Here is a 19788-nt window from a genome sequence, read left to right on the forward strand (position 1 = left end):
GTGGCTGAGGATGTCCATCACCTGCCAGCGGCCGCCGCGAGTGCGGCGCTGCACGCGGGGCGGGTTTGCGGCTGCCGGTGCCGGTGCACGCTTGACGTCGCGCCACTGCGCACCTTCGGCGCACTGAAAGTCCATGCAGACGAACAGGTTTGGATCGACACCAACTCGATCGATGACCTGGATCCGGTACATCCATTGCGCCGGCTGACGGCCACCGACCTAACCGTCCCACTCGAGGACACCGACCCCTACCGCATCGGCCACCGATATGCGGCCGACCGGCTCAGCGATGCCAAGGCACACCGGTGGCAGCTGGCCTTCGCCGCGGGTATCACTGACCAGCCTGCGGGGCTGCTATCCGGGATCGGGGTGCGGTGGGGTGAGTGCTTGCGCTCACGGGCTTGTACGTTCGAATGGTGGAGTTTTCGATGAGGATGCCGTCCTCGGCGCGTAGCGGTGGACCTTTCGCTTCTCCGATCGATGCGGATAGGCCGCGGGTGGCGTTGTACACGCCGGAGTTCGCGGCGGATCCGCATCGGGCTTATCGGGATATGCGGGAGCGGTACGGGCCATTGGTGCCGGTGGATCTGGCGCCGGGGGTGCCCGCCACATTGGTGGTCGGCTATTACACGGCTTTGCGGATCTTCAATGATCCGGATCGTTTTCCGGCCGATCCGCGCACCTGGCAGCAGAGTGTGGCCGCCGACTGCCCGGTGCTGCCGATGATGCAGTGGCGGCCGAATGCCTTGCGCAATGCCGGTGAGGCGCACGCCAGGTATCGGCAGACCAATGTCGCGGGCCTGGAGCAGGTCGATCAATACGGCCTACACGATATCGTGGCCGAACTCGCTGTCCCGCTGATCAATTCGTTCTGCTCCGAGGGCTCGGCGGACCTGGTGCGCCAATACGCGTTTCCGCTCGCCTTCGCCGTGCTGAACGCCATGCTCGGATGTCCGGCCGATATCGCGCAGCAGGCCGCGACCGGCCTGGCCGCGATCTTCGAGAGCGTCGATGCCGAGCACGGCAACCGATTGCTCGTCGGGGCGATGCAGGAATTGACCCGGCTCAAGCGCGCCGAGCCCGGCGATGACATCACCACCCGGATGCTGCGGCACCCGGCGGCGCTGAGCGATACCGAGATGGTGTACCAGCTTGGCACGCTGTACGGCGCGGGCATCGAACCGCAGCAGAATCTGATCGTCAATACCCTGCTGCTGATCCTCACCGACGAGCGGTTCGGCGGTAGCGTGCTCGGTGGGAGCCTGTCGACCAGGGACGCGCTCGACGAGGTGTTGTTCAACAATCCGCCGATGGCGAACTTCTGCATCACATTTCCGCACCAGCCGGTCCTGATCGACGATGTCTGGCTACCCGCCCACCAGCCGGTCGTCATCAGCATCGCCGCCTGCAATATCGATCCCGCGATCACCGCGAATCAATACGCGGGCAATCGCTCCCATCTGGCCTGGGGCGCCGGACCACACGTCTGCCCGGCGAATTCGATGGCCTATCTGATCGCGCAGGAAGCCATCGACCAACTACTCGACGCACTGCCCGAAATCCGCCTCGCCGTGCCGCCCGGTGAGCTGATCTGGCGGCCGGGACCGTTCCACCGGGCACTCACCGCACTTCCGATCACCTTCCCGAAATCCCCGCCACTGTTGTCCGGAATGTGAAGGTCCAGCCGCAGTTCATGCAGGTTGTGGGTGCCAATCGGCGTGTGGCACTGGATGCGGACGCGAGCCACGAACTGATCCAGTAGATGGGAGGAGGACGTCGCCGTCGCCGGTATCGGACCCGGCGGCCCAGCAGGCTGATCGATCAGCGAGGTCCCTTCGAATACTGCGGTACCGAGAAGGGCATCAGGGACCGCTGCCAGTCGGTGACGGCGCGTAGGCGTATTCGCCGAGCTTGCCGTTTCCGCGAAACACCTACGAGTACTCGAGCAGGGCGCTGGGACGTTGTCGCACTGGTGAATTGAGCTAGGTGGCCGAGCGGATGGCACGGCGGGCGGCTATGGAGCCGAAGGTTTCGCGGTCGGCGAGGAACCCTTCGAGGGCAAAGGTGGCGGCGCCGAGACTGGAGGGGTTGTGGGGGAGGGTGCAGAGTTGGAGGGTGACGGCGGCGTAGGGGGCGAACATGGCGTGGTGCGCCGCCACTCGTCGGGTCACTTCCAATAGCCGTTCGCCGAGGACGTTGGCGACCAGGTCACCGAAAACCATGGTGCGTGGGTTGAAGAGGTTCACCAGGTTCGCTACGGCGACACCCAAGTAGGTGCCGGTCTTTTCGATGACCTCACCAGCGATGGGATCGTCGCTGGCGGCTATGGCCGCGATGGTGGCGGCATCGTCGGCCGCGAGTAGTGGGCTGGCTGGCGCGATTTCGCGCAGGGTTTGCACAATGCCCCGCGTGCTCACATAGGCCTCGACGCAGCCGCGGCGTCCGCATCGGCATTCGCGGCCGTCGATCACGAGGTTGGTATGTCCCCATTCGCCCGCGCTGTTTGTCACACCGCGATACAGCGCGCCGTCGATGACGACTCCGATGCCGACACCGGCGCGCAGTGTGATGACGATCAGATCGTCCACATCGCGTCCAGCGCCGAACCAAAGATGCGCTGCCGTACTGGCTTTCAGCGGATTGTCGAGGTACAGCGGATGCGGTACACGCGGTTGCAGCAGTGACTTCAACGAAACGTCGTGCCAATGCCAGTACGGCGAGAACACCGAGACGCCGCCCTCGGGTTCGACCAACCCCGGCACGCTCAGCCCGACACCGAGCACTCGCTCCGCATCGTCAGCGGTCAGTTCGCTGATACCGCGAATAATCAGTTCGGTCACGTCATCGGGCTGGGTGGCTGCGGGGTCGACCGGGATCTCGACCGACCGCAGCACCGACATGGCCAGGTCGAAAAGGTCAAAATGGATACTGGTTTCGGCGATATCGACGCCGACGAGCATCCCGCGCTCCGGATTGATCGCGAGCTGAGCGCGTGGCCTGCCGATGCCGGGAGTGTCGTAGCCGAGTTCGGCGAGCACGCCGACGTCCAACAACTCAGCGATCATATTCCCCACCGTCGCAAACGAGAGCCCGGTGGCGCGGGCGATCGCCTGCCGGCTGGTGTGGCCCTCGGCGGCATAGACCGCCTGCAGTACATAGAACCGATTCCGCCGTCGGATGTCGCGCGCGGTCAGCTGGTACACGGTCGGGCCATCTCCTTCCGATTGATATTCGCAGACATTACCCGAGCAGTTATGACAACACTATTTACAACGGTTATCCGAAGTCCTACTGTAACCCAGGTCACTACCAGACGCCGAGTGCCCGGCGCAGCATCAGAGGAGCACCCATGTCCTGGACCCACCGAAGCCGTTGGACCAGAGCCGTTTTCTGCGGGGTATCGCTCGCGCTAGCCGCGTCGGCCTGCTCCTCGGGCAAGGACGATTCGGAGGCCCCCGGTCCGCAGCATCACACCGGCGCGATCAGCCTGGTTTACGCACAGAAGCAGGGCGATCAGGAGTACTTCATCGGCGAGGCCGAGGGCGCGAAGGCCAAGGCCAACGAGTTGGGCATAGATCTGAAAGTGGTGAATCTCGGCAATGACGCGAACAAGGCGGTCACCGAGGTGCAGAACGCGGTGAATCAGAAGGCCAGCGGTGTGATCGTGGTGGTGCCCGATCCATCGGTCGGTCCGCAGGTCGCCCAACTCGCGAAGGCCGGTGGTGTCGCACTGCTGACCTCCGATGATCAGGTCTGTACGAACGGGCCGGATCCGTCGTCCTGTGCGAAGGACAATCTCGTGCCACGGGTCGGCTTCAGCGGCACCCAGATGGGTACCGAGGTCGGCCTCCGCGCCGGTCAGGACTTCAAGAAGGCCGGGTGGAAGCCGGAGGAGACCGCGATCATCGACGCCTGGAAACAGGATGTGACCGTCTGCACCGACCGGGTCAAGGCCAACCAGAAGGCCTTCAAGGAGGCCGCGGGTGTGGACGTCAGGGTGATCGAGGTCGGCACCGACAACACCCCGTCGGATGCACAGAACAAGATCTCGGCGACGGTGTCGGGTAATCGGTCGGTGAAGAACTGGATTGTCATGGGCTGCAACGACGAGAACGTCAGCGGGGGCGTCGCGGCGATCCAGAATGCCGGATACTCCGCCGATAATGTGCTCGGCGTCGGCCTCGGGGCCTATCTGGCCTGTAAGGAATGGCGCGGTGGCAAGCCGACCGGTTTCAAGGCCGCGCTGTTCATCAATGGCAAAGACGTTGGCGCACTGTCGGTTCAGACGATCTACGACTACTTGAAGAACGGCAAGCAGATGCCGCCCGAAGCCTACGCGCCGACCAAGATGGTCGACTCGACCAACTGGCAGCAGGCGGGCGTCACATGCAGCTGACCGGACTGCGGGTATCCGGGCTGAGCAAGAACTTCGCCGGGGTGCCGGCCCTGCGCGAAGTGAGCCTGGATTTTCCCGCTGGTGCGGTGACCGCCCTGATGGGTGAGAACGGGGCGGGTAAGTCCACCCTGATCCGCATCCTCGGTGGCGATCACCGCCCGGACGGTGGCCGGCTCGAGTTGGACGGTATGCCGCTCGAGCTGGCCACCCCTGCCGACGCGCGGTCGGCCGGGATCCGGGTGATCGGCCAGGAGCCGGAGATCGTGCCGCATGTTTCGGTTGCCGAGAACGTCTATCTCGGATCGCTGCCGCGTCGCTCGGGCCGGCTGCTCGACCGGGCCGCCCTGCGCGAACGGATGCGCGTCGACCTGGTCCGGCTCGGCTTCGACAGTGATCTCGATCCGGACATCATCGGATCGAGACTCACTGCGGCACAAAGGCAGTTGGTGGAAATCATGCGAGCGTTGACCACCGACGCCAAGGTGATCGCCTTCGATGAGCCGACCTCGTCGCTGTCGGACCATGAGACCGAATCGCTGTTCGCGCTGATCGGTCGACTGCGCGAGCAGGGCCTCGCGGTGATCTATGTGTCGCATCGGATGCGGGAGATCTTCCGGCTGGCCGATCGGGTCGCGGTATTGCGCGATGGCGCGCTCGTCGGTGAACGAGCCACCGCGGACACCACCGATCGTGAGATCGTGCGGATGATGGTCGGCCGGGACATGTCGACGTTGTTCGCGCGCAAGCACAGCACGCCGGGGCGGGTGGTGCTCGAGGCGGATGCGGTGACCACCGACGACGTCCAGGACGTGAGCCTGCGGGTGCACGCCGGTGAGGTGGTCGCACTGGCCGGGCTGGTCGGTGCGGGTCGCTCGGAACTGGCCGGGGCGCTGGCCGGTGATCTGCCGATTCGCTCCGGCGAGGTGCGGGTGGACGGTACGAAACTGCGTCTGCGTCAACCACGAGACGCGGTGCGGGCCGGGATGGGGTACGCGCCCGAGGAGCGCAAGGCGCAAGCTCTGCTGCTGCATCGCGGTGTGCGCGACAATATTTCGCTCGCGATGCTCGACCGCTTACGGCGGCTGCGGTTCGTGCGGGGCGGCGAGGAGCGGCGGCTCGCGCGCCGATACGTCGAATCGCTCAGGGTGCGAACGCCTTCCATCGAGCAAGAGGTGCGCAAGCTCTCCGGCGGCAATCAGCAGAAGGTGGTGCTGGCTCGTTGGCTGGCTCGAAAACCCAAGGTGCTCATCCTTGACGAGCCCACCCGTGGCGTCGATGTCGGCGCCAAAATCGAGATCTACCACATCATCGAGGAACTGGCCGAATCCGGTGTCGCGGTGCTGGTGATCTCCTCGGAGCTACCCGAAGTGCTCGGCTTGGCCGACCGGATCGTGGTCATGCAGCACGGCCGGGTCACCGGCGAACTGGACCGCGAAGCGGCCAGCGAGGAGGCAATTCTCGCGCTGGCCATGGCCGCCGATCTGTCGCATACATCGCGAGGAAACCCATGACAGACCAACAACTTTCGATTCCCGTGGACAGCGCCACGGCCGCATCGCCCTCGGTGCTCGCTCGTGGTGTCGCCACGCTCACCCCGCGCCGGCTGGTGCAGGCGATCGGCACCGGCAACCTCAGCCTCATCGGTGCGCTGGTCGTGGTCGTCGCGATCTTCGCCTGGCTCAACGACGGATATCTGGACCCGGCGAATCTGGCCGGAATCGGCGAGGCGGTAACGGTTTTTGGTCTGCTCGCCGTGGTCCAGACGGTCGTGATCATCTGTGGTGCGCTCGATATTTCGGTCGGCTCACAGGCCGGGGTCGCATCGGTGATCAGCGCGATGGCCTTCACCGCGACCGCCTCCAATGCCTGGTTGGGCATTCTGGCCGCGATCGGTGTCGGGCTGGTGCTTGGGGCGATCAACGGGGTGATCATCGTCTACGGTCGGGTCAATCCGGTGATCGCGACACTGGCCACCCTGGCCGCGTTCAAGGGCGTCGCGCAGTTGATATCCGGTGGTAAGGCACAGGGTTTCGTGCTCGGCAACGATGTATTCATTTTCATCGCTCGCGGCAAGATGCTGGGTCTGCCGGTGCCGGTGGTGATTCTCGCGATGGTCGCGATCGGCATGCATGTGCTGCTGAAGTACACCGATATCGGCCGCAATATCTATGCCATCGGCGGAAATGACACGGCCGCACGGCTTTCCGGCATCAATATCAACAAGTATCTGATCGCGGTATTCGTGCTCGCGGGCGCGGTGGCGGCGATCGCCGGGATCATCCTGACCGCGCGGACCGGCTCCGGACAGCCGGTCTCGGGTAGTGAAGGGCTCGAGCTGAAGGCGATTACCGCGGCGGCGCTGGGTGGGTGTGCGCTGAAGGGTGGTAAGGGCACGATCGGCGGCACGCTGTTGGCCGTTGTGCTGCTCGGTGCGCTGGACAACGGGCTGAACGTGGTCGGTGTGAATACGTTCTGGCAGAACGTCGCTCAGGGTTCGTTGCTGGTGGCGGCGGTTGTCATCCAGCAGCGGCGCAGTGGCGAACGTGCGGTCGGATTGCCGACCTAGAACCCGTCAGGAGCGATGATGATCGAACTGAAAGCCCACCGATGCTCGCCGAGGCCGGGCAGGCTGTGTGAGGGACCGGTCTGGGATGCCCGCACCGATGAGGTGCTGTGGGTGGACATTCCGGCCGGACGTATCCATCGCGCGACGCTGCGCGACGGCGACCTCGTTGGGCGGTCCACCGTAGTGATGGGAAAGCGGGTCAGCGCGGTGGTGCCATGCGCATCGGGCGGGCTGATCGCGACCGCCGTCGATACCTTCGTGCATATCGATGACGGCGCAATAACCGAGGTCGCAGCGCTATCGCTGCCGGATGACGGGATTCGGCGGCGCATGAACGATGCCAAGGCGGACCCGTGCGGGCGACTGTTCGCCGGGACCATGGCCGAGGACGAGATCCCAGGCACCGCAGCGCTGTACAGACTCGATCCCGATGGGGAGCTGAGCACCGTGCGGCAACAGGTGACGATCTCCAACGGTCTCGGCTGGAGCCCGGACGGCGCCACCGTGTACTACGTGGACAGCCCGACCCATCGCGTCGACGCCTTCGACTACGAGGCGGCCACCGGCACTTTCAGCGGTGGACGCACCTTCGCGAAATTTCCAGACGGTCTGCCCGATGGATTGACGGTGGACGCCAGTGGTTACGTCTGGGTCGCGGTGTGGGGTGCCGGGCAGGTTCGGGCATTCGATCCTTCGGGTCGGCCGCATGCGGTGATCCATGTCGGCCCCGCGCAGGTCTCCAGTTGCGCCTTTGCCGGACCGGATCTGGATGTCCTGGTAATCACCACGGCCGCGGAAGGTTCCGCGGCTCCCGATGCCGGGCGGTTGTTCACCTGTAGGCCGGGTGTGACCGGTCTGCCGACGAATACTTACGACGATACGAGGTTGGTGAGCAATGACCGCTGATCACGGACTGACCCTGGATCCACCGGTAATCGCGATCCTGCGCGCCCCGACGGCCGCTCGATTCGCCGAGGTCACCGCCGTACTGCACGAATCGGGCATCACCGCGGTGGAGTTCACCCTCAACTCCCCGGGGGCACTGGACGCCTTGCGCGACTGCGCCGGATCGGCCCATCCGGTTGGTGCGGGCACGGTGCGCACCGCCATCGATGCCGCACGAGCCGTGGACGCGGGTGCGGCATATCTGATCACCCCGACGGTATGTCCCGAGGTGATCGCGGAGGGCCGCCGCATGGGTGTTCCGGTGATCTGCGGTGCGTTCACGCCCACCGAGATCCAGGGTGCATGGCAGGCGGGCGCCACCATGGTCAAGGTCTTTCCGGCCTCGGTCGGTGGTCCCGGCTATCTCGAGGCGGTTCGGGGGCCGCTGAAGGACATCCCGCTGGTGCCGACGGGCGGTGTCGGGCTCGCCGATGCCCGAGCGTATTTGGATGCGGGTGCGAACGCGCTCGGTATGGGCTCACCGCTCGTCGGTGATGCGTGCACCGGCGGTGATTTGGATGCGTTGCGGGAGCGTGCGCATGCAGTGCGAAAGGCGTTGCTGTGAGCGCTGTTTCGCAGGTTGCGGTCGAGGATCTGTGCGTGGAAGACGATGCTATGCGGGGCGCTCTACGCGATCGGATGTGTTGTCTCGAGATGCTGTGCGCCAATGATGTTGCCGGTAGCCCTTACTCAGGGATTTCGATGGCAATCACCGCGACTCTCGACGCGCGAAAGCTGCTGCGATGACAGGCGGATTGATAACACTGGGCGAAGCACTCGGTGTCCTAGCCGCCACCGAGCCCGGTCCGTTTGCTCCTGGTGCAGCCATGCGGATGGGTTTCGCAGGCGCGGAAGCGACCGTCGCCATCGGCGTACGCCGGTTGGGGCACCAGAGCGCATGGGTGGGCAGCGTCGGTGCCGACGCCATCGGCACCATGGTGCTCGATCGACTCCGCGCCGAACAGGTCGATGTCTCGCGGTGCCGGATCGATCCGGAGCTGCCGAGCGGGCTGATGCTGCGCGAGCGGCGAACCGCCGACCATATGCGAGTCACCTACTACCGCAGGGGTTTCGCAGGCTCTCGATTGTCAGCCGCAGATATCGATACCGCTCAGATCGCCACCGCGCGGGTACTGCATCTCACCGGCATCACCCCGGCACTGAGCACATCCGCCCGAGACGCCGTTCACACCGCACTCGACGCCGCGGTCGACGCCGGGGCGCTCGTCTCGCTCGATATCAACTACCGCCGCACATTGTGGTCGGAATCGGATGCGGCCATGGAACTTTCGAAACTGGTGTCCCGCGCCGATATCGTCTTCGCCGGTACCGACGAAGCGGCCATCCTGGTACCGGCCGCGCCCCCGGCCGCAATGGCGGAATCCCTTGCCGCACTTGGGCCTGCGCAAGTCGTGATCACATCTGGATCCGAAGGCGCGCTCGCCCTGCACAACGGCGAGCTGATCCGACAGCCCGCGGTGGATATCCGCAGCGTCGACCCGGTCGGTGCGGGCGATGCGTTCGTCGCGGGCTACCTCGCCGGTGTGCTCGACAACGGGTCCGTAAGACACAGCCTGCAATTGGCCACCAGCTGCGGCGCATTCGCGGTTTCCGTACCCGGTGATTGGGCCGGTCTGCCGTTCCGGCACGAACTCGGCCTGCTCGCCGGCGCCGACATCAACCGATGAAGGGAAGAGCATGAGTCGTCTGGCAGACCGGGTCGCGGTCGTCACCGGGGGCGCATCCGGCATCGGTGCGGCCACCGCCCACCGGCTCGCCGCCGATGGCGCCGCGGTCGTCATCGCCGATATCGCCGAACCGGCGGGACGCGAGGTCGCCTCGAAAATCCGCGCGGCGGGACATCGAGCCGAATTCGTCCGGTGCGATGTAACTTCGGAGGATTCCTGGATCGCGCTGCGCACTCGCGTCAACGAGCTGTTCGGACCGCTGGACTTCCTGTGCAGCAACGCATCCCGGCAGGCCACCATCGCGGCCCACGAATTGACCAGGCAGGCATGGGATGACGGCCTCGCGGTCAACCTGACCCCGCTGTTCCTCGGCCTGCACACCTTCATCGACGATCTGCGTAGTCGCCGCGGCAATGTGGTCGCGGTGTCCAGTGTGCACGCCCAATTCGGGCTACCCGGATATCCGGTCTACGCCGCCGCCAAGGGCGGGTTGACCGCATTGGTCCGGCAGTTGGCCGTGGAGTACGGGCACGCGCGCGTTCGGGTCAATGCCGTACTGCCCGGACCGATTCTCACCCCGGTATGGGATGACGTGGACGAGGCAGGCCGGCGGCTATCCGCCCAGGCCACCGCCCTGGACCGGATGGGCGCGCCGGAGGAGGTGGCCGCTGCGGTCGCTTTCCTCGCCTCCGACGACGCATCCTTCATCACCGGTGCCAACCTCGTCGTCGATGGCGGCTGGAGCGTGCGAAAGGAGTCCCGGTGAAAATCACCGCACTCACCACCTACCTGGTCGCGCCGCGCTGGTGCTTCCTGAAGGTCGAGACCGACGAGGGCATTACCGGCTGGGGTGAGCCGGTGCTGGAGGGCCGTGCGCATACCGTGGCCGCCGCGGTCGACGAACTGTCCGACTACCTCATCGGCAAGGACCCGATGAGCATCGAAGCGCACTGGCAGGTGCTCACCAAAGGCGGTTTCTATCGGGGCGGACCGATTTTGTCCAGCGCGGTTGCTGGCATCGACCAAGCGTTGTGGGATATCACCGGAAAGGCGCTCGGCGTACCGGTGTGGCAATTGCTCGGCGGCGCGGTGCGCGATCGGGTCCGGGTATACAGCTGGATCGGTGGCGATCGCCCCGACGATGTCGCGCGCGCCGCCGTGGAACGAAAAGAGCAGGGCTTCAACGCAATCAAGATGAACGGGTCCGCCGAACTGGAGCTGATCGACACGCCGCGCGCGACGCGGGGCATAGTCGATCGAGTCGCGGCCGTACGCGAGGCAACCGGCGACGATTTCGATATCGCCGTCGATTTCCATGGCCGTCTGTCCATTCCGATGGCGCGACGAGTGCTTCCGCTCCTCGAACCGTATTTGCCGTTCTTCGTCGAGGAACCGCTCATCCCGGAATGCAGTAGCCAGATCGGCGAGATCACCCGCGTAACAAGCATTCCCATCGCCACCGGCGAACGGCTCTATTCGCGTTGGGATTTCAACGCCGTCCTCGATCAGGGCATTGCCGTAATCCAACCCGATCTCTCGCATGCGGGTGGCATCTCCGAGGTCCGCCGCATCGCCGCCCTCGCCGAGGCCCGGGATATCGCCCTTGCACCGCACTGTCCGCTCGGCCCCATCGCCCTCGCCGCCAGCCTCCAGGTCGGCTTCGCGACCCCCAACCTGCTCATCCAGGAGCAAAGCCTCGGCATCCACTACAACACCGGCTCGGACCTGCTCGACTACCTCACCGATCCAACGGTTTTCGCCTACCGCGACGGTTACGTCGATGTGCTCCAGGCGCCCGGCCTCGGCATCCAGATCGATGAAGCGGCGGTGACGCGCGCCGCCGAAGTGGGCCACCGCTGGCGAAATCCGATCTGGCACCGCAAGGACGGTTCCTTCGCCGAGTGGTGATGCACCGTTGCTTGCGATCCTCTGCCCGAACCCGAGCGCACGATCAACACGATGACCACTGGGATCACCAGCAGAATCAAGATGAGCAGACTCAATTCCCCATCCGGTCAGTATGTAGTGCACAGGGGGCCGGCAGACCCCGATAGTCGGGCTGCTCTGATCGATGCCGTACCCGCATCGCGTTGATATCGGCTCGCTCGGTTCGGCGGTCTCGTGCGCCAGATAACAGCCTTTTTCAGGGTGCGGGTGCGATGCATGCGGTTACTGCTGACCGGGATTCACTTCTTCCTCGCTCGATAGGCGGCGACAGCGTTGCGATTTCCGCAGGCGGTGCTGCAGTAGCGGCGAGATCTATTGCGGGACAGGTCGAGAACCAACCCTGCGCAGCCCTCGTCGGCGCAGAGCGACAGTCGGCTCAACTCATCGGAGCGGATCAGATCGATCATTGCCATCGCGGTCTCGACGGCGATGCGGACGGGGAGCGGAGCCTGCGCGGGCACCGCGTGGATGTGGTAGTCGACTTCGCCGTGCCGGACCAGTTGCGGCACGGCGTGATGCCTCGCCAGCGTCTCGTTGATCAGCCGCACCGTCGTACCGCGGTCGCTGGTCAGCATGCGGCGTAGCGGCGTACGCAAGGCGCGCACCGCCGCGAGCTCGGCGGCGTCGCCGGAGTGCACACCGGTGTAGACGTGTTTGACGAAAAACTCGTCGAGCTGGGCGATCTCGGTCAACGTATCCGGCTCCTGCGCCGAATTCACCAGCTCCACCGCGGCAACCAGTGCCGCCTCAGTGTCATGAGCAAAGACCATGTTGACATATTACTGGACCTGGCCTTAGCGTCATTGGTCATGGCTACGATGACTCATGACAACACTGCGCAGCGGCTACGGGTGGGACTGCTGTGCGCGGTGGTGTCCGCGTCCTCGTTCGGGCTATCCGGCTCATTGGCGCGCGGCCTGATGAACGCGGGCTGGAGCTCTGCGTCCGTGGTGGTCGTTCGCGTGCTGGTCGCCGCCGCGGTTCTGGCACCGATCGCTGTGGCGCAATTGTGGGGCGCCTGGGATCTGTTGCGCCGCAACGCATCCTTGATTACCGCGTACGGACTGTTCGCCGTGGCCGGTACCCAACTCGCCTATTTCAACGCCGTCGCCCACATGCAAGTCGGGGTGGCGCTGCTCATCGAATACACCGCGCCCGTCGCCGTCGTCGGCTGGCTATGGCTGCGTCATCGCCAACGCCCCGGCACCGCAACGGTTCTCGGTGCGGCACTCGGGATGACCGGCCTGATTCTGGTCATCGATCTGCACTCCGGCCTGGCCGCCAGCGGCGTCGGCATCGCGTGGGCTCTCGCCGCCATGATCGGAGCCGCCGCGTACTTCCTGCTCTCCGCCCAAGGCGATGGCACCCTGCCGGGCACCGTACTCGCCGCAGGAGGCCTCCTCCTCGGCGGACTCGCCCTCCTCGCCGCAGGTGCGATCGGCATCGTTCCCCTGCGTGCTACTACCAATCCCGTTGCCTTCCAACACATCACCGTCTCCTGGTGGCTTCCCGTCCTCGCGCTCGGCACGATAACCGCCGCCCTCGCCTACGTCTCCGGCATCGCCGCTACCCGCCTTCTCGGCTCCCGCCTCGCCTCCTTCGTGGCCCTCTTCGAAGTCCTGGCCGCCCTGGCCTTCGCCTGGGTCCTGCTCGGCGAATCCCCCCGCCCGTTCCAACTCCTCGGCGGCGCCCTGATCCTCATCGGCGTGATCACCGTCCGCCGAGACGAAACCACCCCCGACCAAGCTGATCCGGCTACGCGGCCGAGCCCGGCTTGACCTTCACGCATACGTCAATCCTTAGCGTCGGTCCCATGACTGAACCGCCAGTAGTAGTCCGGGCCGGGACTGTGAAGGGGAAGTGTTCCGAATTCGTCCGCAGCCGGGGATCGGCGTGGCAGGATCACGGGTGCGACGGATGGGGATGGGATGACTGAAACTGATTCGATGGCAGCGGTATTCACCACGATCACGGAAGCACGAACGCGGCTGCGACGCGGCGACGTCAGTGCGACCGAATTGGTAGCAGGGGCGCTGGCGGCCGCGGATGCGCATGACGAGACATTCGGGGTGTTTCTCGCACGGTTCGAGGAGCGAGCGCGGGCGCAGGCGGCCGAGGTCGATCGCAAGATCGCGGCGGGGGAGGCGCTGGCGCCGCTGGACGGTATTCCGTTGGGGGTCAAGGATATTTTCGCGCACTCCGCGGGGCCGACCACGGCGCAGAGTTCGGTGCTCGATCCGGCATGGGCGAAGTCGGTCGGTGACGCCATGGTCGTACGGCGGCTCGAGCAGGCCGGTGGCATCGTGGTCGGGAAGACCACCACCATGGAATTCGCCGTCGGTGTCCCGGATCCGGAGAAGCCGTTTCCGATACCGCGGAATCCGTGGGATGCGCAGCGGTGGGCGGGCGGCTCGAGTTCTGGTTCCGCCAGTGGGCTTTTGACCGGGGCCTTCCTTGGTGCGGTCGGCACCGATACCAGCGGTAGCCTCCGCATTCCGGCGGCGTTCTGCGGAATCACCGGTTTCAAGCCGACCTTCGGCCGGGTGCCGAAATCCGGTGTAGTGCCACTGGCCTACACCCTCGACCATGCGGGACCATTGGCTCGCACGGCCGCTGACTGCGCTTTGCTACTGGAGATCTTGGCCGGTCACGATGCCGAAGATCCGTACAGTTCAACCGAACCCGTCGTCGACTACACCGCCGCGCTCACCGGTGACCTGCACGGACTCATCATCGGCGTCGACAATCTCGACCGCTTCGTCGGCGATGCGCACGATCCGCTGCAGCCACAACGATTCTCGGCCGCCATCGACGCCTTGCGCGACAGCGGTGCGACCATAGTTCCGGTCGAGATACCGATGTACGTCGAGACCACGGCCACCACCCTGATCGTCTTGGCCGCCGAGTCGGCCGCATACCACCAACCGACACTGCGTTCCCGCTACGACGACTACGCCCGCGGCAGTCGCGTCGTCTTCGCCGCGGGGTCCACCATATCCGGCGCAGATTACGTTCAGGCCCAACGGGTTCGACACGTCGCGCAACGCAAGATGGCCGAGCTGTACACCGAGGTCGACTTGGTGGTGACGCCGACCGGCCACCTCGGCGCGCCGCGCATCGACGCCATGGAACAGCTGAACCCGGTGAGCGTACTGGCCGGATTGCATACGCCGTACTGGAATTCGCTCGGCAATCCGACCATCGCGGTACCGATCGGGCTCGCCAGCGACGGCCTCCCCCTGTCGATGTCGATCAGCGGCGGGCATTTCGACGAGGCAACAGTGCTCCGCGCGGGCGAGGCCTTCCAGCGCCGTACCGATCACCATCGCCTGACACCCGCGCTGAGCCGAAAGGTATTGCCATGAGCACTGATCGAACGTGGCCCGCCTCCACGGAGGAGAATGCGGCCATTGCCAGGTTGGAGCAGCTCCTGCAGGGGATGGCAGGTCTACTGCAATCGGTCGACGAGGCCCGATATATCGATCCCAGTGGCGGCTATGTGCCGTACCGGGGAATACAGCCGAACTGATTCGGCAGCTGTACGCCGCAGGGGTGGGGCGGCGAATTCGGCTCTACCTCAGCGGTTTTCGACGTAGGCAATATGCGCGTCGATCGTTATACCGTTTGGAGTTGATCGTGAACACTCAGCAGTCGCCCGTTTCGCACCGTTCGCCCTTCGATATCGATGGTGAACGCGCTCCGCTCTACACGCCGGAATTCGCCGCCGACCCACATCGCGCGTATCAGGAGATGCGCCGAAAGTACGGTTCGCTGGTGCCGGTGGATCTGGCTCCCGATACGCCCGCGACCCTCGTGGTCGGCTATCGCACCGCGGTGCGAATTCTGCACGATCCCGAGCACTTTCCGCGCGATCCGCGCACCTGGCAGAAGAATGTGTCACCGGACTGTCCGGTCCTACCGATGATGGATTGGCGTCCGAGCCTTTTGCACAGCAATGGCGCAGTGCACGGCCGCTATCGAAAAGCTGTGAACGCGGCCATCGAGGCGGTCGATCTACACGTACTGCACACCACGGTCGCCGAAATCGCTATCCCATTGATCAATGCGTTCTGCCCGACCGGATCGGCCGATCTGATCGGCCAGTACGCACTCCCGGTTGCCTTTACCGCGATCAATGCTGTCCTCGGCTGTCCGCCCGAAATCGGCGGTCGCACCGCACTCGGTCTCGCGGCGATGTTGGATACGGTCAATGCCGCCAAGGGAAATGAGCTCGTACACGAGGCATTGACCGAGTTGATCGCGCTCAAGAAAGCCGAACCCGGTGACGACATCACCACCCGACTACTACAACATCCCGTCGGCCTGGACGATCTCGAGGTGCTCGAACATGTGATGCTCCTCTACGGTGCGGGCATCGAACCGGCGCAGAATCTCATCGCCAATACCTTGCTGCAGATGCTGACCGACGATCGCGTCGCCGACAACATCCTCGGCGGCAGCCTGTCCACCCGAGACGCCCTGGACCAAGTGCTCTTCACCGACCCTCCGCTGGCGAACTACTGCATCACGTATCCGCGCCAGCCGGTCCTGATCGACGAAATATGGCTGCCCCCACACCAACCCGTCCTCATCAGCATGGCGGCCTGCAACAACGACCCCGAGATCGCCGGCGAGCATACCGGAAACCGCTCACATCTGGCGTGGAGCGCGGGCCCGCACGCGTGCACCGCGAAGTCCATGGCGTACTTGATAGCTCAGGAGGCCATCGACCAATTACTGGATGCGATACCGGAACTCCAACTCGCCACCCCGACGGCAGACCTCAGCTGGCGACCGGGGCCATTCCACCGCGCACTGACCGCCCTTCCGGTGACCTTCCCGAAGTCGCCGCCGTGGAGCATCAGCGCAGCGCCGCAGCCGCCGCAGCCGCAATCGCGCCCGCAACCCCACTGAGCGCGGGCGAATCGACCTTCCACTGCTGCCAATACAGCGGCACGTCGATATACGAATCCCCATCGATGGGCGCGAGATCCCGCCCGGCCCGACCACCCCGTGTTTGCAGATCCGGCAACATCCCCCACCCCAGCCCGATCCGAACTGCCTCCGCGAACCCCGCCGACGACGGCACATAATGTCGCGGCGGATCCACCGGCTGTCCACACCGCCGCCGCAGCTGCCGATCCTGCAGATCATCCTTGCGATCGAAAAGAACAACCGGCGCAACGGAATACGCCTCGGCAGTCGGCCCATCGGCGAACCAGGTCCGGGCGAATCGCGGATTCGCCATCGGCCGATAGCGCATGGCGCCGAGCCGTTCCACCCGGCACCCCTGCACCGCCGCCGCGGTGGCGGTGATCGCCGCCATCACCGTCCCATCGCGCAGCAACCGAGTCGTGTGCTCCTCGTCCTCGCGATGTATTTCGAAACACACGCCGGCGGGTACCTGCCGCAGCGCGGGCATCACCCACGTTTCCAATGAGTCGGCATTGACCGCGATCGGCACCCGGATCGGCCGGTCCGCGGGGCGATCGGTATCGCCGAGTTCGCGTGCGGTATCGCCGGCGAGCAGTTCGATCTGTCGCGCCAACCGCAGCACCGTGAGCCCGGATTCGGTGGGCCGCACCGGTTTTGTGCGTTGCAGCAAGATGCGACCGACGGCATCCTCGAGCGCCTTGATGCGTTGACTGACCGCCGACGGCGTCACGCGCAGACTGCGCGCGGCCGCATCGAAGGTGCCCTCGGTGACCGCCGCATTGAGCGCGCGGAGCTGATCGAGCTGTAGTTCCATTAAGAAATCGTAAAGGTACTTCAGAATCTTTAGCTGGTCTGGTTGGAATTCCGGATCTAGCGTCGATGCGTGTGACGGCATCATCGGCGGCCATGGCGGCCATCTCGGGACTCGGCTTCGGACTCTCCTTGATCGTGGCGATCGGTGCGCAGAATGCCTTCGTGCTGCGACAAGGTCTGCGCGGCCAGCATGTGCTCGCGGTGGTCGCGGTATGCACCGTGTCGGACATTGTGCTCATTGCCGCGGGAGTCGGCGGGTTGGGCGTCATGGTCCAATCCGCACCCGTGCTGCTGACAGTGATCCGCTACGCCGGAGCCGCATTCCTCTTCGGCTATGGCATTCTCGCCGCCCGCCGCGCCTCGGCCGCGTCGAGCCTGACCGCCGACTCGAGCGGTGCCACCATGGCACTCGGCGCGACCGTCCTCACCTGCCTGGCCCTGACCTGGCTCAATCCGCACGTCTACCTGGACACGGTGCTGCTGCTCGGCTCCTTCGCCAGTACCTACACCAGTCCGCAGCGCTGGTTCCTCGGCGCGGGCGCGATGGTCGCCAGCACCATCTGGTTCACCTCACTCGGTTACGGCGCCCGCAAACTCGGCCCGCTGTTCGCCCGCCCGATCGCCTGGCGCGTGCTCGATTCGATGATCGCGGTCGTGATGTTTGGCCTCGCACTCGGCTTATTGCTCACCAGCTGAACTGGCTGGACCTGCAAACCGGCACGCGGATGCGCTCGGCGCCCTGGCCGTCCGATCGCCGTCGCCGCGGGACGCAAACCTGTGGCAGTGTCGGTGACATGCGATTGCGAAGCTGGAAGATGACCGCCGCGATCTGTGCGTGGGGCCTGCTGCTCGGCGGATGCGCGCACGACGCAGCCGGTCCATCGGGGCGTACCGCGACGCCGCAGGTCGGCGACGAACCGGTGCCGAACCCGCCGCGCTCCATCGCCGATGACCGCGTCGTCGTCATCGACCCCGGCCACAATGGCGGCAATGCCGCCCAGCCCGGCGAGATCAACCGACAGGTGCCGGACGGTCGCGGAAAAACCAAGGCGTGTAACACCACCGGCACATCGGCCACCGACGGCTACACCGAGCACGAATTCACCTGGGACGTTGCCACCCGGGTCCGGGATGCGTTGGCCGCCCGCGGCATTCGCGTCGTGCTGACCCGCGACGACGATGCGGGTGTCGGTCCGTGCGTCGACGAACGCGCCGCCATCGGAAACCGCAGTGGCGCAGCGGCTGTCGTCTCGATCCATGCCGACGGCGCCGCTGCGGGCGCACACGGCTTCCACGTCGCGTACTCATCGCCGCCGCTGAATCCGGCCCAGGAGGAGCCGTCACAGCGACTGGCAACGACATTGCGCGACACCATGATCGGGTCCGGCTTCGTCCCGTCGACCTATGTCGGCTCCGATGGCATGAACCCGCGCGCCGATCTGGCGGGTCTCAACCTCTCCGAACATCCGATCGCGCTCGTGGAATGCGGAAATATGCGCGATCCGGGTGATGCCGTGCTGATCGAATCGCCCGAAGGGCGGGCGAGATACGCGAACGCCATCGCCGAAGCGATCGTCGCATTCCTGGGGTGACGGTCGAACTGGGTCTGTGCGTGATCAGTGTGACTGGTGTGCCACGGCAGGACCCGCTCGCGGCTACCAGCGATCTTCTGCGGCCTCGCGGTGGCGTCGGGTGACGCGGTCGATCCAGGTGGTGAAGAGGGTGGCGAGATCGGCCGGGGTGGTGGGGCGCACGGTGATGTGTGGGCCTCGGAGTTCGGTGTAGCGGCCGTCGTTGGTTATGTCGTGCCATTGGACGGTGGTCACGGAGGTGGTGAGTTTGTTGGCGGGGCCGGTGTGGAGGAGGGCGGAACCGCCGCCGTCGGCGCGGCGGTTGAGGAGGCGTTGGTAGCGCTCGCGGGGGGAGTTGCGGGTGCTGGTTTCCATGTGGCCGTCGGGGCGGCCGTGGATGTCGGCGGAGTGGAAGGTGGTGGGTGGGTTGGTGCCGGGAGTGCAGGGTGGGAGGGAGCTGGTCAGTTGGGCGGGGAGGTGTTCTAGGGAGAACAGGCGGCAGCGGATGGGGCCGTTGGTGTCGCCGAAGGTGGCTTGGGCCAGTGACATGGCGTGGTGGTCGGTGCGGGCGCCGACGATGCGGTAGACCCGGACGCCGCCGGCTGGGTTCTTGTGTTGGGTTGTGCCGCCGAGGATTTGGATGCGGATCGTGGAGGTGGTGAGAGTGTGCAGGGCGAGTTGGATCTGTTCGAGTTCGTCGGAGGAGTAGCGCTCGCGCATGGTGGCCCGGTGGGCATCGAAGTCGTCGCGGTGGGCGAAGCGGCTGGTGAAGCGGAGCGGATTGGGGAAGCGGTCGTTCGCGGGGCTGAACCATAGTGCGGCGAAATCGTCTGGCTCCCAGGTCCATTCAGCCATCTAGCGATTCCAATCGATCGGTGCGGGATGTGGTCGTGTACGGCGCGAGGTGGTGAGTCGATCGCGCGGGGT

General features: G+C 65.4%; 20 protein-coding genes. 16 read left to right on the forward strand and 4 right to left on the reverse strand.

Annotated elements, in window-relative coordinates:
* Together AB0L63_RS18200 and AB0L63_RS18205 are read left to right on the forward strand one after the other, a co-directional pair.
* Positions 1–432, forward strand: a complete 432-nt coding sequence (locus tag AB0L63_RS18200) for a hypothetical protein (protein WP_364501736.1) — start codon at positions 1–3, stop codon at positions 430–432.
* Positions 429–1676: a cytochrome P450 gene (locus AB0L63_RS18205; RefSeq protein WP_364501739.1), complete on the forward strand. Its 1248-nt coding sequence runs from the start codon at positions 429–431 to the stop codon at positions 1674–1676. The genes AB0L63_RS18200 and AB0L63_RS18205 overlap by 4 nt, the downstream gene beginning before the upstream one ends.
* 306 nt (positions 1677–1982) lie before the next feature.
* On the opposite strand, the gene AB0L63_RS18210 is transcribed toward AB0L63_RS18205, so the two are convergent.
* Entirely contained in the window at positions 1983–3203 is a 1221-nt protein-coding gene (locus tag AB0L63_RS18210) for an ROK family protein (protein WP_364501741.1), read from the reverse strand.
* Between the two features lie 146 nt (positions 3204–3349).
* On the opposite strand from AB0L63_RS18210, the gene AB0L63_RS18215 reads away from it, so the two are divergent.
* From AB0L63_RS18215 to dgoD, 8 genes are all read left to right on the forward strand, one after another.
* Positions 3350–4396, forward strand: coding sequence for a substrate-binding domain-containing protein (locus tag AB0L63_RS18215; RefSeq protein WP_364501744.1), 1047 nt, complete (start codon positions 3350–3352; stop codon positions 4394–4396).
* A complete protein-coding gene (locus AB0L63_RS18220) occupies positions 4387–5907 on the forward strand; it encodes a sugar ABC transporter ATP-binding protein (RefSeq protein WP_364501747.1) in 1521 nt (506 codons plus the stop codon). Before AB0L63_RS18215 ends, AB0L63_RS18220 begins: the two co-directional genes overlap by 10 nt.
* On the forward strand, positions 5904–6962 hold the full coding sequence (locus AB0L63_RS18225) for an ABC transporter permease (RefSeq protein WP_364501750.1): 1059 nt from the start codon (positions 5904–5906) through the stop codon (positions 6960–6962). Before AB0L63_RS18220 ends, AB0L63_RS18225 begins: the two co-directional genes overlap by 4 nt.
* An 18-nt stretch (positions 6963–6980) precedes the next feature.
* Positions 6981–7868, forward strand: a complete 888-nt coding sequence (locus AB0L63_RS18230; protein ID WP_364501752.1) for an SMP-30/gluconolactonase/LRE family protein — start codon at positions 6981–6983, stop codon at positions 7866–7868.
* The gene (locus AB0L63_RS18235) at positions 7858–8472 is read left to right on the forward strand and encodes a bifunctional 4-hydroxy-2-oxoglutarate aldolase/2-dehydro-3-deoxy-phosphogluconate aldolase (RefSeq protein ID WP_364501755.1); all 615 of its coding nucleotides are present in this window, start codon (positions 7858–7860) and stop codon (positions 8470–8472) included. The genes AB0L63_RS18230 and AB0L63_RS18235 overlap by 11 nt, the downstream gene beginning before the upstream one ends.
* A 178-nt stretch (positions 8473–8650) precedes the next feature.
* On the forward strand, positions 8651–9595 hold the full coding sequence (locus AB0L63_RS18240) for a sugar kinase (RefSeq protein ID WP_364501758.1): 945 nt from the start codon (positions 8651–8653) through the stop codon (positions 9593–9595).
* A gap of 10 nt (positions 9596–9605) precedes the next feature.
* Positions 9606–10361 carry an SDR family NAD(P)-dependent oxidoreductase gene (locus AB0L63_RS18245; RefSeq protein ID WP_364501760.1) on the forward strand — a complete coding sequence of 252 codons (756 nt, stop codon included), beginning with the start codon at positions 9606–9608 and terminating at the stop codon, positions 10359–10361.
* Positions 10358–11503 (forward strand): galactonate dehydratase, encoded by a 1146-nt coding sequence (dgoD, locus tag AB0L63_RS18250; RefSeq protein WP_364501762.1) that lies wholly within the window; start codon positions 10358–10360, stop codon positions 11501–11503. The genes AB0L63_RS18245 and dgoD overlap by 4 nt, the downstream gene beginning before the upstream one ends.
* 278 nt (positions 11504–11781) lie before the next feature.
* Here the strand turns inward: dgoD and AB0L63_RS18255 are convergent, their stop codons facing one another.
* Complete coding sequence (locus AB0L63_RS18255; RefSeq protein ID WP_364501765.1) at positions 11782–12312, reverse strand: CGNR zinc finger domain-containing protein; 531 nt, start codon at positions 12310–12312, stop codon at positions 11782–11784.
* A 39-nt stretch (positions 12313–12351) separates the two neighbouring features.
* On the opposite strand from AB0L63_RS18255, the gene AB0L63_RS18260 reads away from it, so the two are divergent.
* The 4 genes from AB0L63_RS18260 (at position 12352) to AB0L63_RS18275 (ending at position 16456) form a co-directional block, all read left to right on the forward strand.
* Entirely contained in the window at positions 12352–13320 is a 969-nt protein-coding gene (locus tag AB0L63_RS18260; RefSeq protein WP_364501768.1) for a DMT family transporter, read from the forward strand.
* 150 nt (positions 13321–13470) lie between these two features.
* Complete coding sequence (locus tag AB0L63_RS18265) at positions 13471–14907, forward strand: amidase (protein WP_364501770.1); 1437 nt, start codon at positions 13471–13473, stop codon at positions 14905–14907.
* Positions 14904–15071: a hypothetical protein gene (locus tag AB0L63_RS18270; RefSeq protein WP_364501773.1), complete on the forward strand. Its 168-nt coding sequence runs from the start codon at positions 14904–14906 to the stop codon at positions 15069–15071. The genes AB0L63_RS18265 and AB0L63_RS18270 overlap by 4 nt, the downstream gene beginning before the upstream one ends.
* Positions 15072–15178: 107 nt before the next feature.
* Positions 15179–16456: a cytochrome P450 gene (locus tag AB0L63_RS18275; protein WP_364501776.1), complete on the forward strand. Its 1278-nt coding sequence runs from the start codon at positions 15179–15181 to the stop codon at positions 16454–16456.
* On the opposite strand, the gene AB0L63_RS18280 is transcribed toward AB0L63_RS18275, so the two are convergent.
* Positions 16404–17291: a LysR family transcriptional regulator ArgP gene (locus AB0L63_RS18280; RefSeq protein WP_364501779.1), complete on the reverse strand. Its 888-nt coding sequence runs from the start codon at positions 17289–17291 to the stop codon at positions 16404–16406. The genes AB0L63_RS18275 and AB0L63_RS18280 overlap by 53 nt on opposite strands.
* A 65-nt stretch (positions 17292–17356) precedes the next feature.
* Between AB0L63_RS18280 and AB0L63_RS18285 the strand changes: the two genes are divergently transcribed.
* Both AB0L63_RS18285 and AB0L63_RS18290 read left to right on the forward strand, forming a co-directional pair.
* Positions 17357–17986, forward strand: coding sequence for a LysE/ArgO family amino acid transporter (locus AB0L63_RS18285; protein WP_364501782.1), 630 nt, complete (start codon positions 17357–17359; stop codon positions 17984–17986).
* Positions 17987–18105: 119 nt separating this feature from the next.
* Positions 18106–18882 carry an N-acetylmuramoyl-L-alanine amidase gene (locus AB0L63_RS18290; protein WP_364501784.1) on the forward strand — a complete coding sequence of 259 codons (777 nt, stop codon included), beginning with the start codon at positions 18106–18108 and terminating at the stop codon, positions 18880–18882.
* A 63-nt stretch (positions 18883–18945) separates the two neighbouring features.
* On the opposite strand, the gene AB0L63_RS18295 is transcribed toward AB0L63_RS18290, so the two are convergent.
* Positions 18946–19716, reverse strand: coding sequence for an ESX secretion-associated protein EspG (locus tag AB0L63_RS18295; RefSeq protein WP_364501787.1), 771 nt, complete (start codon positions 19714–19716; stop codon positions 18946–18948).
* Between the last annotated feature and the right edge of the window lie 72 nt (positions 19717–19788).

Source organism: Nocardia sp. NPDC051990 (genome assembly GCF_040680755.1).
Classification (GTDB): domain Bacteria; phylum Actinomycetota; class Actinomycetes; order Mycobacteriales; family Mycobacteriaceae; genus Nocardia.

Coding starts and splice junctions, on each gene's coding strand:
- AB0L63_RS18280 (WP_364501779.1), bottom strand. CDS start 17,291: ATGGAACTACAGCTCGATCAGCTCCGCGCGCTCAATGCGGCGGTCACC.
- AB0L63_RS18245 (WP_364501760.1), top strand. CDS start 9,606: ATGAGTCGTCTGGCAGACCGGGTCGCGGTCGTCACCGGGGGCGCATCC.
- AB0L63_RS18270 (WP_364501773.1), top strand. CDS start 14,904: ATGAGCACTGATCGAACGTGGCCCGCCTCCACGGAGGAGAATGCGGCC.
- AB0L63_RS18215 (WP_364501744.1), top strand. CDS start 3,350: ATGTCCTGGACCCACCGAAGCCGTTGGACCAGAGCCGTTTTCTGCGGG.
- AB0L63_RS18265 (WP_364501770.1), top strand. CDS start 13,471: ATGACTGAAACTGATTCGATGGCAGCGGTATTCACCACGATCACGGAA.
- AB0L63_RS18230 (WP_364501752.1), top strand. CDS start 6,981: ATGATCGAACTGAAAGCCCACCGATGCTCGCCGAGGCCGGGCAGGCTG.
- AB0L63_RS18220 (WP_364501747.1), top strand. CDS start 4,387: ATGCAGCTGACCGGACTGCGGGTATCCGGGCTGAGCAAGAACTTCGCC.
- AB0L63_RS18260 (WP_364501768.1), top strand. CDS start 12,352: ATGGCTACGATGACTCATGACAACACTGCGCAGCGGCTACGGGTGGGA.
- AB0L63_RS18205 (WP_364501739.1), top strand. CDS start 429: ATGAGGATGCCGTCCTCGGCGCGTAGCGGTGGACCTTTCGCTTCTCCG.
- AB0L63_RS18255 (WP_364501765.1), bottom strand. CDS start 12,312: ATGGTCTTTGCTCATGACACTGAGGCGGCACTGGTTGCCGCGGTGGAG.
- AB0L63_RS18290 (WP_364501784.1), top strand. CDS start 18,106: ATGACCGCCGCGATCTGTGCGTGGGGCCTGCTGCTCGGCGGATGCGCG.
- AB0L63_RS18235 (WP_364501755.1), top strand. CDS start 7,858: ATGACCGCTGATCACGGACTGACCCTGGATCCACCGGTAATCGCGATC.
- AB0L63_RS18285 (WP_364501782.1), top strand. CDS start 17,357: ATGCGTGTGACGGCATCATCGGCGGCCATGGCGGCCATCTCGGGACTC.
- AB0L63_RS18240 (WP_364501758.1), top strand. CDS start 8,651: ATGACAGGCGGATTGATAACACTGGGCGAAGCACTCGGTGTCCTAGCC.
- AB0L63_RS18295 (WP_364501787.1), bottom strand. CDS start 19,716: ATGGCTGAATGGACCTGGGAGCCAGACGATTTCGCCGCACTATGGTTC.
- AB0L63_RS18225 (WP_364501750.1), top strand. CDS start 5,904: ATGACAGACCAACAACTTTCGATTCCCGTGGACAGCGCCACGGCCGCA.